This is a genomic window from Streptomyces sp. NBC_01306, assembly GCF_026340465.1.
Lineage (GTDB): Bacteria > Actinomycetota > Actinomycetes > Streptomycetales > Streptomycetaceae > Streptomyces.
This window is the reverse complement of the sequence record NZ_JAPEPC010000001.1, coordinates 6,836,144-6,850,849: the sequence shown is the minus strand read 5'-3', so window position 1 is coordinate 6,850,849 and position 14,706 is coordinate 6,836,144. Positions and strand designations below refer to the sequence as shown.

The window sequence follows — 14,706 nt, the reverse complement described above, 5'->3', positions numbered from 1 at the left end:
GCCGCTGAGGGTTTCCCCTACGCCGGGCGGGGCCGCTCCCGATCGGCCCGCTCCCGGAGCCGGCCCGGCGTCGTATGCACCGGCCGGCGGAGACGCGCGTACCGGCTGATGGTTCAGCCGGTTCAGCGCGGAGACCGCCCGCTCGCCGCGGGCGGTCGACCCGTGGCGTCAGTCCCTTTCGACATCGACGTTCGTCAGCTGGGCGTACCGCTCGGGGTCCCTTCGCCGGATGCTCAGGGCGACGCACACGCCCGCGAGCAGAGCCACGGGCAGCGGCGCCAGGAGGGCCACGTTCACCGCGTCCGGCGCACCCGTCAGAAGGTCGAAGTGCAGGACAGCGAGGACGGCCAGGAGCGTGAGACCGGCGAACGCGATCAGTGGGCACCAGACCACCCGCAACGCCGGCATGCCCCGCCGGTCCCGGCGGAAGAAGGCCCACACCGCGAGGGCGGCCAGCGCCTGCATCACCATGATGCCGAGGACCGCGGTGCCATTGGTCCAGATGAAGACCTCCGAGAACGGGTCGGCTGCCAGTGCGGCACCGGCCAGGATCACCAGCAGGTTGAAGACCGTCTGGGCGCCCACCGCGACCCCTGGGGAGCCGTGTCGTGCGGAGGCAATACCGAGGCGCCGCGGCAGGAGGCCTTCACGGCCGAGGGCGTACAGATAGCGTGCGGCGGCGTTGTGGAACGCGAGCGTGGCGGCGAAGGCGCTCACGATGAGGAGGGCGTGCATCGTGTCGGCGAGCCAGGTTCCCACGTACAGTTCGCCGGCCTTGAAGGTGAGTTCGGGGCCGGCCGCGCCACGGGCCAGCGCCACGGCCTGGTCCGTGCCGAACGCGCCCATGATCAGCCACACGCCGACCGAGTAGAAGACGGCGAGGAAGCCGATGGCGATGAACGTGGCCCGCGGCACCGTGCGGCCCGGGTCGCGTGCCTCCTCCGCGTAGATGGCCGTGGCCTCGAAGCCTGTGAACGCACCGATGACGATGACGAACATCCCGGCGATCCCGCCGGTGGCGAGCGTGCTCGGGTCGAAGGACCCCAGGTCGAGTGCGGCGGTACCGCGGCCGCCGAGAATGCCGCCGTCCATGACGAGGAGCGACGCGACCTCAAGGATGAGGGCGATACCGAGGACCTTGGCGCCGAGCGTGACCCTGAGCCAGCCGAGCACACCGACGACGAGCACGCAGACCGCTGAGAGCATCCACCACGGAATGTCCGCTCCGGTCGCGTCGTGCACCGATCCGGCCGCGAAGTAGCCGACGGCCGCCGCCACTCCGGGCGTGATGAGGTTGTAGGACACGACGGCGACGTAGGCGATTCCGACACCTGTGGTGCGGCCGAGGCCGCGGGCCACGTAGGCGTAGAAGGCGCCCGCGTTGCGCACATGCAGGCTCATGGCCGTGAAGCCGGCGGCGAAGAGGACGAGCAGCGCGCCCGAGATCAGATAGCCCAACGGCGCACCGGGGCCGCCGATACCGATCACGACGGGCGCCACACCGGCCAGCACGGTCAGCGGTGCGGCCGCGGCGACGACGAAGAAGACCAGGTCGAACGTGCCGATCCGGCCGGCGGAGAGACCAGCCCCCTTCTCGTGGGCGGCGCCGGGGGACTGAGGTCTGCCGGGTGCCTCACGTGCGCGGTCGGCAGCGGGCGGCCGGGCGCTCATCGGGCCCCCCGCGGGGCAGCGGCGCCGCCCGGGCCGGCAAGCGGAGCGCGGGGCGTGGACGATGAGCCGCCCGGTACGGCGAACGAGGGGAAGTCCGCCTCGGGTGCGGGGCCGACGACCTGTCCGCCGTGCAGAACCAGCAGGCGTCGCGGGTGGGCCGCGACGGCCTCCGGGACTCCGCCGGCGGCGATGACGACCAGGTCGGCGCGGCAGCCGGGGGCAAGGCCGTAGCCGGCGAGCCCGAGGGCCGCGGCGGCCCGGTCGGTGACCATCGAGGCCGCGTGGTGCAGCTCGTCGTCCGTCATGAGGTCGCCCTGCAGCCCGATGATGGTGGCGCGTTCGAGCATGTCCGCCGTGCCGTAGGGCCACCAGGTGTCGCGGATGTTGTCGGATCCGGCGAAGACGAGGACGCCGTGCTCGTGCAGGCGCAGGACGGGCGGCATGGAAGTCCGGGGCCCGTTCGTCATGATCGCCACACCGGCCGTGGCCAGGGCAGTGGCGGTGCGGTCCAGTTCGGGTCCTTCGACCGCACCGAGGGCGTAGGCGTGGCTGACGGTGACTGTCCCGCCGAGGCCGAGCGCCGCCGTCCGTTCCGCGATGGCGCGCAACTGCCGGGTGCCGGTCACGCCGCCGTCGTGCAGATGGATGTCGACCCCGGCGCCGTGCCGCTCGGCCAGTGCGAAGACGATGTCGAGCTGCCCGTCCACGTCACCGTCGAAACCCGCCGGATCGAGCCCGCCGATGAGGTCGGCGCCCTCCGCGAGGGCCGCGTCGAGGAGGTCGGCGACACCCGGGGAGCTGACCACGCCGCTCTGCGGAAACGCCACAAGCTGGATCCCCAGCCGGTCACGGAACTTCTCCCGCACCTCCAGCAGCGCGTGCAGTCCGTCCAGGCGCACGTCGGGGTCGATGTCGACGTGGGAGCGCACATGGCCGGTGCCGAGGGACACCATGCGATGCGCCAGGGCCGCGGCCCGGTCCGCCACGGGGACGTCGGCCGAGGCGCGCAGGGCCCGTTCGTTCGCGATCTGTTCCCGCAGACCTGCCGAGTCGCGGTGCGGCTGCCAGGGTGCGCCGAACAGTGTCTTGTCCAGGTGGGCGTGGCCGTCGACGAGCGCGGGCAGGACGAGTGCGCCCCCGACGTCGACACCGGCGGGCTCGGGGGCGGCCGACCTGCCGGAGACAGCCGGGTCCGTCACGGCCTTGACACGGCCGTCGGCGAGATGGATGTCGGCACGCCGGCCGCCGGGCAGGGTGGCGTTCCTGAGGACCTCGGGGGCGATCGGTACCGGCGGGGCGTCGGCGGGTTGCGACACGTCTTCCTCCAACTGTTCGTTCGACGCCCGCCACGACTGACCAGCCGGTGCCAAGACCGGTGAAACGCTGCTGGTGGGAGGCGGGCACTGACAAGTTAGCTGGTATACCGAATACCAATCAATGGTCTGTCGCCACTCGTTTCCGCGGTCTGCGATGATCGGATGAACCCCGGGCCGGTCATGGCCGGGCCCGTACGTCAGTCGAGAGGATTCGATGACCATCCGCCCCGGCCGCCGCCCCACGATCGGCGAGACCCATCAGTCCCTGCGTGAACGGGTCTACGCGGAACTCCGGGAGCGGATCATCGAGGGAACGTACGCGGCCGGGCTGCGACTGGTGGAGCGCGACCTCGCAGAACAGCTCGGCGTCTCCCGCATCCCGCTGAGAGAGGCCATGCAGCGGCTGGAGCGGGACGGCTTCCTCACCGTGCAGGCCCGGCGGGGCTCCGTGGTCACGGAGTTCGGCGCACAGGACGCCGCGTACCTCTTCGACGTCCGCGAAAGCCTGGAGGGCCTGGCGGCGGGACTCGCCGCGCGCCATGCGACGCCCGCCCAGCTGCGCACGATGGAGAGCCTCCTGACCCGAGGCCGCACAGCCGCCGACGCGGGCCGGCTGCGCCAGGCCGTCACCTGCAACGCCGACTTCCACCAGCAGATCGTCGAGGCGTCGGGAAACCCCCTCCTCCAGGAACTGATGGCACCCCTGGACGCCCGCCTGCGCCGCCTCTTCCACCTGACATCCGACCTCGACGACGGCGATCCCATGTGCGGCGAACACGAGCGCCTGTACGAGGCGATCCGCGAGCACGACGCGCCCCGCTCGGAGGAAGTGGCCAGGCGCCACGTGGCAGGCACCCGCGATTCGGCCCTGCGCTACTTCTCCGCCGCGGGTGCGCGGAGCGCGGCGGAGGACAGATCGGGTGACGCCGGCGCGGGGCCGGTCGCAGGCCCAGTCTGAGCACCGCGTGACAGCCTGAGCACCGCGTGACAGTCCGAGCACCGCGTAGGGGAAACCCTTACACCGCCGGGCGATTCCCCGGGGGTGCGCGCGGACAACTCGCATTGCCCGCCCGTCCCCCGGCTGTCTAGCCTCGGCGGACCGGAACGAGTGACCTCTAGGGGTGAGGGTGACAGCGAACGGCAGCCTTGCGGACGGGCCGGCGCACGACAGCGTCGTCTACATCGTGGACGACGACCAGGAGCTGTGCGCGTCACTGGCCTGGCTTCTGGAATCGGTGCACATCAGGTCGGTCTGTTTTCCCGGCGTGAGCGCGTTCCTCCAGTCCTACGACCCGCAGCAGCCGGCCTGCCTGGTGCTGGATGTGCGCATGCCCGAGGCCAGTGGCTTCGAACTGCAGGACATGCTGAACCGGACCTGCTCGGCCGTCCCGATCATCTTCGTCTCCGCGCACGGTGACATCAGGATGTCGGTACGGGCCCTGCAGCACGGCGCCGTCGACTTCCTGGAGAAGCCCTACGATCCGCAGCACATGCTCGACGTCGTACAGAAGACGCTGCGGACGGCACGGGAGAGGTTCGCCCGCTCGGCCCGGGAAAGCGAGCTCCGGGCACGTCTGGACAGCCTGACCGATCGCGAGCTGCAGATCCTCGGGCTGGTCGCCGACGGTCTGCCGAGCAAGAGCATCGCGTCCCGGCTCGGGATCAGCGTGAAGACCGTCGACGTGCACCGGACGCGGATACGCGAGAAGGCAGGGGCGGTGAGCATCACCACCCTCGTCCGGGACGTGCTCCAGGCCGGGCTGGAGCTGCCGTCGCGCTGAACCGAAGGGCGGTTCCGCGCAGCGCCCGGCGGTGGCCCCCACCGCGTACGGACCTACGAGAGGCAGGAGTTGTCAACGATGAGCAAGGCGGCACAGACACCGGAGCAGTCCGGTGATGACGGCCGGAGCATGCTGCTGACCTGCTACGCCGACACCCATGGGTACCGCTGGCATCATGTGGACCTGTTCGTCCACGACAGCCGGGGGCGCGAACTCGACTGGGTGCACTGGCAGGTCGAGAAGGACGGTCCCGCAGGGGCGGACGCCGCCACTGCGAAGGTCGAGCCGACCCTGCGCCGCACCGCTGCCTGGCAGCACGGGGTCAGCGCCGACGGCAGCGAGTACTGGACTGCGCCCGCCGTGTGGGGCCAGTGAGACGAGGAGGACCGGTCCGCGTGCATGAGCAGCCCGTTTCCCTGGACTTCAGCAGGCTCTTCGCGGCCCTCCAGTGCTGCGTTCTGGTGCACGACTCGGTCAGCAAGGACATCCTCTGGGCCAATCCCGCCGCGTGTGACGTGCTCGGCTTCACCCTCGACGAACTGAAGCCGCTCAAGGCACCCGACATGAGTTCCAACGCGCACCAGTACGCCCGTGAGATCGGCGTCGACTGGCTGCAACGGGCCGCCGACCACGGCAGCAGCTCCATCGAGTGGTGCTACCGGTCCAAGGCCGGTGAGAACATCCTCACCGAGGCGATCGCCTTCCGGGTGGAACTGGCGCAGGGCCCTGTGGTGATGGTCCAGTTCCGCGACATCGCGGCGGAGCAGGCAACCCGCCTGGACCTGCTGCGGACCGAGAGCCGACTGCAGACCTTCCTGCGGAATCTCGACGAGGGCATCGTGGTGCTCGACGACGACGCCCGTGTGCTGTACGCGAGTTCATCGGCGGGCTCCCTGCTGCATCTGGAGGCCGAGCAGCTCACCGGAGGTGACTTCACCCGCTTCTGCGACGAGGAGTCCGCCGCCGCGTTGCGCGAGGTACTCGCCATGACGGAGCGGGACGGCCCGCCCACGGACGGGCAGTACCGGCTCCGCACCGCCGACGGCCGGAAACGCTGGTTCGCGGGCCGCTGGCAGTACATCGACATCGAGAGCGACCTGCGCGGCCTGCTCCTCCTCTTCCACGACATCACCGACCGCGTCCAGGTGGAGGAGGAGCACCGCCGGGACGCCCAGTACCTCAACTACCTGGCCCGCTACAACGCCATGGGCGACATGGCGATGGCCATCGCCCACGAGGTGAGCCAGCCGATCGCCGCCGCGCACAACTTCGTCGCGGGCGTACGCGGGCGTCTGGGCGGCGGCGCCGACCACGAAGCGCTCGACTGGGGCCTCAAGAACGCCACCCTCCAGATCGACCGAGCGGCACAGATCCTTTCGAGCCTGCGGCAGTACGTCGTACGGCTGGAACAGTCGGAACAGCTCATCGATCTCAATGACATCGTCACCGACTGCCTCTACTTCATCGACGTCAGAGCACGCCAGAGCGAGGTGGCCGTCGCCTGGCTGCCCAGCACGGACCCGCTTCCGGTGCGCTGTGACAAAGTCCTGATCGGACAGGTCGTGATGAACCTCGCCTTCAACGCCATCGAGGAAATGACGCGCTGGCCGGCGGATCGCCGGTCGGTGACTGTTTCAACGGCGCGGAACGGCTCCCTGGCCGAACTGACCGTCCGTGATCTCGGGCAAGGCCTTACCGCATTCCCGGACGGCCTGATATTCGATGGCGCATTCACCTCGAAAGAGAACGGAAGCGGCATCGGACTGGCCCTGAGCCATCGCATCATCACGCGCCATCACGGTACGATCCACGCCGCCGAGAATTCCCCCAGGGGCGCGGCGTTCAGCTTCGCTCTGCCGCTGCTCTCCGAGTAAGGGAATCCCCTACAGGACGCGGCAAAACCCCGATTGCGACGCCCTCGCCGACGCGAATAGCGTGAGAACGCGGTGGAACAGGAAATCCACCCGTCAACGCGAGGAGAGTTTCCATTGACCTCGATACTGGATTCCCGGATGCCGGATCATTCCGGCGACCGGAAGGAATTCGAGAAGGTACTCGCCCTGGTGGCCGAACGGCGGTCCGAGTTCGAAGAACACCGGCATGTGCCGCGCGACATGATCGCCGAGTTCAAGCGGGCCGGCATCTACCGCGCAGGTGTACCGCGACGTTTCGGCGGAGACGCGCTGCCACCGGCCGTATTCCTCGACCGCATCGAGCGGATCTCGCAGGTCGACGCGTCGGCCGGCTGGGTTGCGAGCTTCGGCTCGTCGCTGGTCTATCTGGCGGCGCTGCCGCTCCCGACGCAGGCGGAACTGTACGCGGACGGCCCGGATGTGGCCTTCGCCGCCGGTCTCTTCCCGGTACGGAAGGCCGAGCGCGCGGACGGCGGATACCGGATCGCGGGGCAGTGGAAGTTCGCCAGTGGCTGCAAGGGAGCCGACGTTCTGGGCGTAGGCATCAGCGTCGGCGACGACCACGCCGGACGGCCCCGTACCGCGCTGCTGGACCCCGCCCAGGTCGAGATCGTCGAAAACTGGGACGTCCTGGGTATGCGGGGCACCGGCAGTCACGACCTCAAGGTCGACGGCGTCGTCGTGCCGGAGGAGTGGACGTTCGTCCGCGGCGGCGAACCGACCGTGGACGAGCCGCTCTACCGCTATCCGGCCGTCGCCTACGCGGCGCAGGTCCTGGCTGTCGTCGGTCTCGGCGTCGCCCGGTCCGCGCTGGACCTGGCCATCGCCAGAGGAGGCCGGGCCGGCTACACGGGCGCGCCCAAGCCCGCCGACCGCGCCACCTATCGCATCGCTCTCGGCAAGGCGGAGGCCGAACTGCGGTCCGCCCGCGCCTTCTTCTACGAGACGACCGAGGAGGTGTACGCGAGCGTGGAGGCCGGCGACCCGGCGACGCCCGGACAGACCAGCCTGCTGCGCCTCGCGTCGGCCCACGTCGCCAAGGTCTCGTTCGAAGTGGTGCGCTCCGCGTACCAGTTGTGCGGAATTCCCGCCATCACCGACGGCAGCCCCATGCAGCGCTATCTGCGGGATGCCTCTGTCGTCCCGCAGCATGCCTTCCTTCAGGAGGGCATGTACGACGGCGCGGGCGCGGTCCTCACCGGTGTCACGCCTTTCCCCGGCTACCTCTGACGCCTCTTCTCCCCCACGTTCCTGTCGGTGCGTCTCCCGTCACGCGTTCGTACATCTCCCGTCACACAGAAGGATTCCTCATGCCCCAGCCCGCCTCGTCCGAGCCTCTGCGCGTGCTCTTCTGCATAGGCGTCAACCAGAACTTCTTCGACCTGCCGACCGGCCGGGGCAAGGAGGTCTGGAACGGTTTCACCACCATGCTCGCCGACCTCGCCGCCCTGCCAGGTGTCGAAGTCCTCGGCACCTTCGACGACGACTGTCACATGGTCGGGCCGTCCGCTTCCTGGCCGTGGACCTCGTACGTCCTCGCCGACGTCGTCGACCAGCCCACCGTCGCGGCCGCCTGCAATCTGTTCCGCACCATCCAGGTAGGCGAGCACGGCCTGTGGCGCTACATGAAGATCGAAGCCCGGATGGGCCGCTCGCTGCCGGAGCCGGAGGTCACCCGATGACCACGGTCCCCGATCTCCCGGCGCTCGTCGGGAACGACCGCGTCTCCGGCACGCTGTACACCGATCCCCGGCTGTTCGAGCAGGAGATGGACAGGATCTTCCAGAAGACCTGGGTCTGGGTGGCGCACGAGAGCGAGGTTGCCGAGGCCGGTGACTTCAAGACGGCCTGGGTGGGCCGGCTGCCCGTCATCGTCACTCGTGACCGCAAGGGCGGTGTGAATGTCCTGCTGAACCGCTGCCGACACCGCGGCGCCAGCGTCTGCGAGCTGCCCAAGGGCAACAGCAACGGCTTCACCTGCCCTTACCACGCCTGGTCGTACGCCCTGGACGGGAAGCTGCGGGGCATTCCCTACCCCGAAGGCTATGAGGGCGTCGCGGAGAAGAAGGATCTGCCGCTCCAGCGCCTCGAAGTGGGCATCTACGCGGGCATGATCTTCGCCAGCTTCAACCCGGACGTCGAGCCTCTGGAGGACTTCCTCGGCGGCGCCCGCCTGTGGATCGACCGGTTCATGAAGCAGGGCGCCGGCTATCCGGTCAAGGTGCAGGGGGAGCACAAGTTCCGTTTCCAGGGCAACTGGAAGATCCAGCTGGAGAACACCACCGACTGGTACCACTTCCCGATCGTGCACCGCTCCTGGATGTCGTCGGTGGACGCCGAGACGGCGAGCATGTTGTCGATCATGACCGACGAGACGGCGGTCACCCATGCGCTGGGCAACGGTCACAGCGTCGCCGTCAGCGTCTCCGACCATGTCGACTTCGATGTCGACGACGGCACGGAGAAGCTCCAGGACCGCTTCAGCCACATCGTTGAGGAACTCTCCAAGGATATGCCACCGGAGAAGGTCCGGCGGATCGTCCGTGCGATGCACGGCGTCGGTTTCAACCTGAACCTGTTCCCGAACGTTGCCATGTCGATGTCGTTCTTCCGGGTGCTGCGGCCCCTCTCCGTGAACGAGACGGAGATCAGGCACGTCGCCCTCGGCCTGGACGGTGGTCCGGAGATCGTCAACCGCGAACGGCTCCGCATCCACGAGCACTTCCAGGGCCCGTTCGGGTTCGGCAGTCCCGACGACGCCGAGGCGTGGAGCCGGGTGCAGCGGGGCGTCGCCGGCGGCGCCGACATGCCGATCCTCGTCAACCGGGGTCTCGGCCGCGAGACAACCGACGACCTCGGGCAGCCCACCTCCCATGCGACGGACGAGACCGGTATGCGGGAGGCGTACAGCAAGTGGAAAAGGATGATGGCCGATGACAAGTGACACTTTCAGCGCGATGGCCCGGGAGACGGGGCTGCCGTTCGACGACCGGCGGGCGCTGGACTCGGTCTCGCTGATCTGGCACGAGGCCCATCTGCTGGACGCCCGGCGGTACGAGGAGTGGGACGCCCTGTGGGCCGAGGGCGGGGAGTACGTGATCCCCATCGCCCGGGAGACGACCGACTTCGCGGCCACCCTCAATCTCGTCTATGACGACGACCGGATGCGCCGTATGCGGATCGAGCGCCTCGGCGGAGAGTTCTCCATCTCGGCGGTGGCTGCGGCCCGCACGGTCCGGTCCGCCTCACGTTTCGTGGTCACGGGCCGGGACGCGGACACGGTCGAGATCGACTCCGGCCAGATCCTCGTCGCCTACAAGCGGGAGGAGACGTCCGTGCTCGCCGCCGACGTCAGCCACCGCATCGTGTTCACCGCCGGAGGTCCGCGGATCGCACGCAAGGTCGTACGCCTGGTCAACGCCGAGGACGCCGTGACGGCGTCGGGGTTCCTGCTGTGAGCGCGCCGGGGACGTACCGGCCCGATGAGAGCGCTTCCCCCCGGGTCGCGCTGGTGACCGGGGCGGCCCGCGGTCTGGGGGCGTGCATCGCGGCCCGTCTGCACGGCCGGGGCTACCGGGTCGCGCTGACCGACCTGGACGGGGACGCCGCGGTCGCGGCCGCCGCATCGCTGGACCCGAGCGGGCAGTCCGCGCTCGGACTCCGCCTGGATGTCCGCGACAAGGACGCCTTCGTCCAGGCACGGGACGCTCTCGTCGAGCGGTGGGACGCGATCCATGTGCTGGTCAACAACGCCGGTTACTCGAAGGTCGAGCAGCTGATGGAGATCGGCCCGGAGAGCTTCGCCTCGGTCGTCTCCGCCAACCTCAACGGTACGTTCTTCGGCTGCCAGGTCCTCGGCTCCTACTTCGCCGGACGTGGCTACGGACGCATCGTCAACATCGGCTCGCTCGCCGGACAGAACGGGGGCACCGCGACCGGCGCGCACTATGCGGCGGCGAAGGGCGGAGTGGCCACGCTCACCAAGGTCTTCGCCCGTGAGCTGGGCCCCCGGGGTGTGACGGTGAACGCCGTGTCGCCCGGACCGCAGGACCTGCCGGTCGTACGCGAGAGCGTCGCGCCGGACAGGCTCGCGCAGATCGAGGCATCGATCCCGGTGGGCCGGCTCGGACGGCCCGAGTTCATCGCGGACATGGCCGTCCTCCTGGCATCCGAGCACGCGGACGCCGTCACCGGAGCCTGCTGGGACGCCAACGGCGGCCTGTACATGCGCTGAGCAGCGCCGCAAACAACCCCAACCCTCACGAAGGCAGACGGATGTTCACTGTCACCGTCACCGAGACCGCCCAGGAGACGGCGGCGGTCAAGGTGCTCCGACTGGCTCGCTCCGACGGCCGTCCCCTCGCTCCCTACGCGGCCGGCGCCCACATCGACGTGACCGGCCCCACCGGTGTCACCCGCCCGTACTCGCTGTGCGGCCCGCCCGGCGACATCGGCTTCTACACCATCGCAGTCAAACGCGAGGAGAATTCCCGCGGCGGCTCACTGGCCCTGCACGACAAGGTCACGACCGGCACCGAACTCCTCGTCGGTGAACCGCGCCGGCTCTTCGGCGTCGTCCCGCAAGCGAGTGAGCACCACCTGGTGGCGGCAGGCATCGGCATCACTCCCTTGCTGGCCATGGCGTACGAACTGCACGCGGCAGGCGCCGAGTTCAGGCTGCACTATGTGGCGCGCGACCGTTCGGAGGCGGCTCTCGCCGGGCTCCTCGAAGAAGCCGCCTTCGCGGACCGGGTCACGTTCCACTTCGGGCTGGGCCGTGCGGGCACCACGGCGGTGCTCGCGGACGAACTGACGGGGCTCCCCGCACAGGCGCACGTCTATACCTGCGGGCCACCGGGCTTCATGGAGCAGACGGCCGCGCTCGCGGGTCGCGGACTCCCGGCGGACCACATCCATTCGGAGCTCTTCCAGGCAGGCGAACAGGAGGACGCCGCCCCCTGCACCAGCTTTGAGGTCGAGCTCGACACCGGTGAGGTCTTCACCGTGCCACCCGACAGGAGCATCGCCGACGTCCTGGAGGCGAACGGGGTGGCCATCGACACCTCCTGCCGCGAGGGCATCTGCGGCACGTGCGTACTCCAGGTCCTGTCCGGCGATCCCGACCACAGGGACCACTGCCTCACCGCGAAGGAGAAGGCCGCCGGTGACCAGATCGCGGCGTGCGTGTCCCGTTCCAGGTCACCTCGCCTGGTGGTCGAGCTGTGGTGACCCGCACCCCGCACCTGTCAGACGCGCCAGTCGGCGCAGAGAGGAACCACCAGCCATGAGTGTGAATCCAGCCATGAGTGTCAACGACGCCCCTGGCATCCCATCGAGGGACGCGTTCCGGGAAGCGATGGCGCATCTTCCCGCCGCCGTCAACATCCTCACGACGGACGGGCCGAGCGGCCGCTGCGGCATCACCCTCAGCGCCGTCTGCTCCGTGACCGACAACCCACCGACCGTCCTGGTCTGTGTCAATCGCAGCAGTGCGATGCACGATGTGTTCAGCGCCAACGGACGTGTCTGCCTCAATGTGCTCGGCGGAGACCAGCAGGAGCTCGCGCTGCACTTCGCGGGTGCCACCGAGGTGTCCATGGCCGAACGGTTCAGCTGGGACATCTGGGACCGGAGCCAGGACGTGCCGGTTCTGGAGGATGCGCTGGTGGCCGTGGTCGGAACGGTCAAGGACCGTAAGCCGATGGGATCACACAGCGTGCTGTTCGTGGAGATCGAGCAGGTCCGCACCCGAACCGGCGGCCAGAGCCTCGTCTACTTCAACCGGTCCTTCCACCGCCTGGACTCGGCCCCGCCGGTGGCCTGCTGACCTGCCGGTGCTCGGCGTGCACCCGGCGGACACCGAGTACGGCCGCCGAGGAATCCGCGCGCACCGAGCCCCCCTCCGTACGACCATCCGCACGACCAGCCGTACGACCATCCGCACGACCGCGAGCAGGCACCGATGAAGATCACAGCGATCGAGGCAATCCCCTACGCCATCCCGTACGCCAAGCCCCTGCGCTTCGCCAGCGGTGAAGTACACACTGCCGAGCACGTCCTGGTCCGCGTCCACACCGACAGCGGGCTGACCGGCGTGGCGGACGCACCGCCCCGCCCCTTCACCTACGGCGAGACCCAGCAGTCCGTGATCGCCGTCATCGAGAAGATCTTCGCCCCGAACCTCGTGGGCCTGGACGTGCTGGCCCGCGAGGCCGTTCACGGGCACCTGCGCCGTACCGTCGGCAACCCCGTCGCCAAGTCGGCGATCGACATGGCGCTCTGGGACCTCGCGGGACAAGCGCTCGGCCTTCCCGTCACCACGCTGCTCGGTGGGCACGGCAATTCCATGCGGGTCTCTCACATGCTCGGATTCGACGAACCGGCGAAGATGGCCGCCGAAGCCGAGCGGATGCGGGACAGGTACGGCATCCGCGTCTTCAAGGTGAAGGTCGGCCGCCGCCCCGTACGGCTCGACGTCGAGGTGTGCCGGGCACTGCGCGAAGTACTGGGTGACGAAGCCGAGTTGTACGTCGACGGCAACCGCGGCTGGACCGCGTCCGAGTCGGCCCGGGCCCTGCGTGCGCTCGACCCGCTGGGCATCACGCTCGCCGAGGAACTGTGTCCCGCCGACGACGTGCTCGGGCGACGGTGGCTCGTACGGCAGAGCCCGGTGCCGTTCGTGGCCGACGAATCGGCCGTCACACCCGCCGAGGTGACGCGCTCGCTCCTGGACGGCGCGGCCACCGCGATCAGCATCAAGACCGCCCGCACCGGCTTCACCACGTCCCAGCGCGTGCTGTTCCAGTGCGAGGGCATGGGCGCGGAAGTCGTGATGGGCAATCAGATCGACGGCCAGCTGGGCACCGCGTGCACCGTCGCCTTCGGCGCCGCCTACGCCACCTCGTCCCACCGCGCCGGGGAACTCTCCAACTTCCTGGACATGAGGGACGACCTGCTCACCGAGCCGCTCACCATCAGCGACGGCCGGCTCACGGTACGGGACCTGCCCGGCCTCGGTGTGGCGATCGACCCGGACAAGCTGGCGCGCTACCGCCAGGACACCTGAAGAGGCCACGCCCCACCCCGAAGAAGCCAAGCCACCACAACCACCAGAACAGGACCGGGACATGACCGACGCCACCCAGCAGACCCCCGCCGCGCAGACCCCCGCCGGCCAGGCCACCGCGGCAGCGTCCGGCGCCGCCGCCACCGAGCGGTTCCGCGGCAAGCAGCACACGGAGGCCCCCGTCGCCGGCACCGCGCGCGTCGGCCTGCTGGCATCCGAGGCGATCGCCGCCGTGCACGACGTCATCCGCAGGCACAAGGTCACGTACGCCGAATACGATGCGCTGAAGTCCTGGCTCATCCAGGTCGGCCAGGACGGCGAATGGCCCCTCTTCCTCGACGTGTGGATCGAGCACGTCGTCGAGGAGGTCGCCAACGAGAACCGTGAGGGCACCAGCGGCACCATCGAAGGCCCCTACTACGTCCCCGGTGCGCCGGTCCTTCCTGCGGAAGCCACCCTGCCCATGCGCGTGGGCGAAGCCGGAACACCGCTGCTGTTCCAGGGCCAGGTGACCGCGGTCGGCGGCGCGCCGCTGCCCGGTGCCAGGGTCGAGATCTGGCACGCCGACGCCGACGGCCTCTACTCGCAGTTCGCCCCCGGCCTGCCGGAGTGGAACCTGCGCGGCACCGTCATCGCCGACGGTCAGGGGCACTTCAAGATTCACACCCTGGAGCCGGCCCCGTACCGGATCCCCACCGACGGCTCCTGCGGAATGCTGATAGCCGCGGCCGGCTGGCACGCCTGGCGCCCGGCTCATCTGCATCTGAAAGTCTCCGTGCCGGGCCACCAACTCATCACCACCCAGCTGTACTTCGAGAGCGGCAGTCACCTCGATGACGACATCGCCTCGGCTGTGAAACCAGAGCTGATCCTCGCCCCGGCGCCGGCCGATTCCGGTGAAGGCAATGAAGTGACGTACGACTTCGCGCTCGACAAAGCCTGACGTACCGCCGCGCCCC

General features: G+C 69.4%; 15 protein-coding genes. 13 read left to right on the top strand and 2 right to left on the bottom strand.

Features of this window, described 5'->3' with window-relative positions:
* Window positions 1-168 precede the first annotated feature (168 nt).
* Together OG385_RS30310 and OG385_RS30305 are read right to left on the bottom strand one after the other, a co-directional pair.
* Entirely contained in the window at window positions 169-1,671 is a 1,503-nt protein-coding gene (locus OG385_RS30310; protein WP_266859522.1) for an APC family permease, read from the bottom strand.
* The gene (locus OG385_RS30305) at window positions 1,668-2,987 is read right to left on the bottom strand and encodes an amidohydrolase family protein (protein WP_266859520.1); all 1,320 of its coding nucleotides are present in this window, start codon (window positions 2,985-2,987) and stop codon (window positions 1,668-1,670) included. The genes OG385_RS30310 and OG385_RS30305 overlap by 4 nt, the downstream gene beginning before the upstream one ends.
* Before the next feature lie 214 nt (window positions 2,988-3,201).
* On the opposite strand from OG385_RS30305, the gene OG385_RS30300 reads away from it, so the two are divergent.
* The 13 genes from OG385_RS30300 to catA all read left to right on the top strand — a co-directional run bounded on the left by OG385_RS30300 (window position 3,202) and on the right by catA (window position 14,690).
* Entirely contained in the window at window positions 3,202-3,945 is a 744-nt protein-coding gene (locus OG385_RS30300; RefSeq protein WP_266859519.1) for a GntR family transcriptional regulator, read from the top strand.
* A gap of 169 nt (window positions 3,946-4,114) precedes the next feature.
* Window positions 4,115-4,768: a response regulator transcription factor gene (locus tag OG385_RS30295; RefSeq protein WP_266859517.1), complete on the top strand. Its 654-nt coding sequence runs from the start codon at window positions 4,115-4,117 to the stop codon at window positions 4,766-4,768.
* 78 nt (window positions 4,769-4,846) lie between these two features.
* On the top strand, window positions 4,847-5,143 hold the full coding sequence (locus OG385_RS30290; protein ID WP_266859515.1) for a hypothetical protein: 297 nt from the start codon (window positions 4,847-4,849) through the stop codon (window positions 5,141-5,143).
* A 20-nt stretch (window positions 5,144-5,163) separates the two neighbouring features.
* Window positions 5,164-6,642: a PAS domain S-box protein gene (locus OG385_RS30285; protein WP_266859513.1), complete on the top strand. Its 1,479-nt coding sequence runs from the start codon at window positions 5,164-5,166 to the stop codon at window positions 6,640-6,642.
* Between the two features lie 138 nt (window positions 6,643-6,780).
* Window positions 6,781-7,911, top strand: a complete 1,131-nt coding sequence (locus OG385_RS30280) for an acyl-CoA dehydrogenase family protein (RefSeq protein WP_266859511.1) — start codon at window positions 6,781-6,783, stop codon at window positions 7,909-7,911.
* Between the two features lie 80 nt (window positions 7,912-7,991).
* Complete coding sequence (locus OG385_RS30275; RefSeq protein WP_266859509.1) at window positions 7,992-8,363, top strand: hypothetical protein; 372 nt, start codon at window positions 7,992-7,994, stop codon at window positions 8,361-8,363.
* Complete coding sequence (locus OG385_RS30270; protein WP_266859507.1) at window positions 8,360-9,625, top strand: aromatic ring-hydroxylating dioxygenase subunit alpha; 1,266 nt, start codon at window positions 8,360-8,362, stop codon at window positions 9,623-9,625. Before OG385_RS30275 ends, OG385_RS30270 begins: the two co-directional genes overlap by 4 nt.
* Window positions 9,615-10,139, top strand: coding sequence for an aromatic-ring-hydroxylating dioxygenase subunit beta (locus OG385_RS30265; RefSeq protein ID WP_266859505.1), 525 nt, complete (start codon window positions 9,615-9,617; stop codon window positions 10,137-10,139). The genes OG385_RS30270 and OG385_RS30265 overlap by 11 nt, the downstream gene beginning before the upstream one ends.
* Entirely contained in the window at window positions 10,136-10,915 is a 780-nt protein-coding gene (locus tag OG385_RS30260) for an SDR family NAD(P)-dependent oxidoreductase (protein WP_266859503.1), read from the top strand. The genes OG385_RS30265 and OG385_RS30260 overlap by 4 nt, the downstream gene beginning before the upstream one ends.
* Before the next feature lie 41 nt (window positions 10,916-10,956).
* Window positions 10,957-11,910, top strand: a complete 954-nt coding sequence (locus OG385_RS30255; protein ID WP_266859501.1) for a PDR/VanB family oxidoreductase — start codon at window positions 10,957-10,959, stop codon at window positions 11,908-11,910.
* Window positions 11,911-11,965: 55 nt separating this feature from the next.
* The gene (locus OG385_RS30250; protein WP_266859500.1) at window positions 11,966-12,508 is read left to right on the top strand and encodes a flavin reductase; all 543 of its coding nucleotides are present in this window, start codon (window positions 11,966-11,968) and stop codon (window positions 12,506-12,508) included.
* Between the two features lie 135 nt (window positions 12,509-12,643).
* On the top strand, window positions 12,644-13,747 hold the full coding sequence (locus OG385_RS30245; protein ID WP_266859498.1) for a mandelate racemase/muconate lactonizing enzyme family protein: 1,104 nt from the start codon (window positions 12,644-12,646) through the stop codon (window positions 13,745-13,747).
* Between the two features lie 61 nt (window positions 13,748-13,808).
* A complete protein-coding gene (catA, locus tag OG385_RS30240) occupies window positions 13,809-14,690 on the top strand; it encodes a catechol 1,2-dioxygenase (RefSeq protein WP_266859496.1) in 882 nt (293 codons plus the stop codon).
* The last annotated feature ends 16 nt before the right edge of the window (window positions 14,691-14,706 follow it).

Coding starts and splice junctions, on each gene's coding strand:
- OG385_RS30310 (WP_266859522.1), bottom strand. CDS start 1,671: ATGAGCGCCCGGCCGCCCGCTGCCGACCGCGCACGTGAGGCACCCGGC.
- OG385_RS30245 (WP_266859498.1), top strand. CDS start 12,644: ATGAAGATCACAGCGATCGAGGCAATCCCCTACGCCATCCCGTACGCC.
- OG385_RS30300 (WP_266859519.1), top strand. CDS start 3,202: ATGACCATCCGCCCCGGCCGCCGCCCCACGATCGGCGAGACCCATCAG.
- OG385_RS30270 (WP_266859507.1), top strand. CDS start 8,360: ATGACCACGGTCCCCGATCTCCCGGCGCTCGTCGGGAACGACCGCGTC.
- OG385_RS30280 (WP_266859511.1), top strand. CDS start 6,781: ATGCCGGATCATTCCGGCGACCGGAAGGAATTCGAGAAGGTACTCGCC.
- catA (WP_266859496.1), top strand. CDS start 13,809: ATGACCGACGCCACCCAGCAGACCCCCGCCGCGCAGACCCCCGCCGGC.
- OG385_RS30275 (WP_266859509.1), top strand. CDS start 7,992: ATGCCCCAGCCCGCCTCGTCCGAGCCTCTGCGCGTGCTCTTCTGCATA.
- OG385_RS30290 (WP_266859515.1), top strand. CDS start 4,847: ATGAGCAAGGCGGCACAGACACCGGAGCAGTCCGGTGATGACGGCCGG.
- OG385_RS30255 (WP_266859501.1), top strand. CDS start 10,957: ATGTTCACTGTCACCGTCACCGAGACCGCCCAGGAGACGGCGGCGGTC.
- OG385_RS30265 (WP_266859505.1), top strand. CDS start 9,615: ATGACAAGTGACACTTTCAGCGCGATGGCCCGGGAGACGGGGCTGCCG.
- OG385_RS30250 (WP_266859500.1), top strand. CDS start 11,966: ATGAGTGTGAATCCAGCCATGAGTGTCAACGACGCCCCTGGCATCCCA.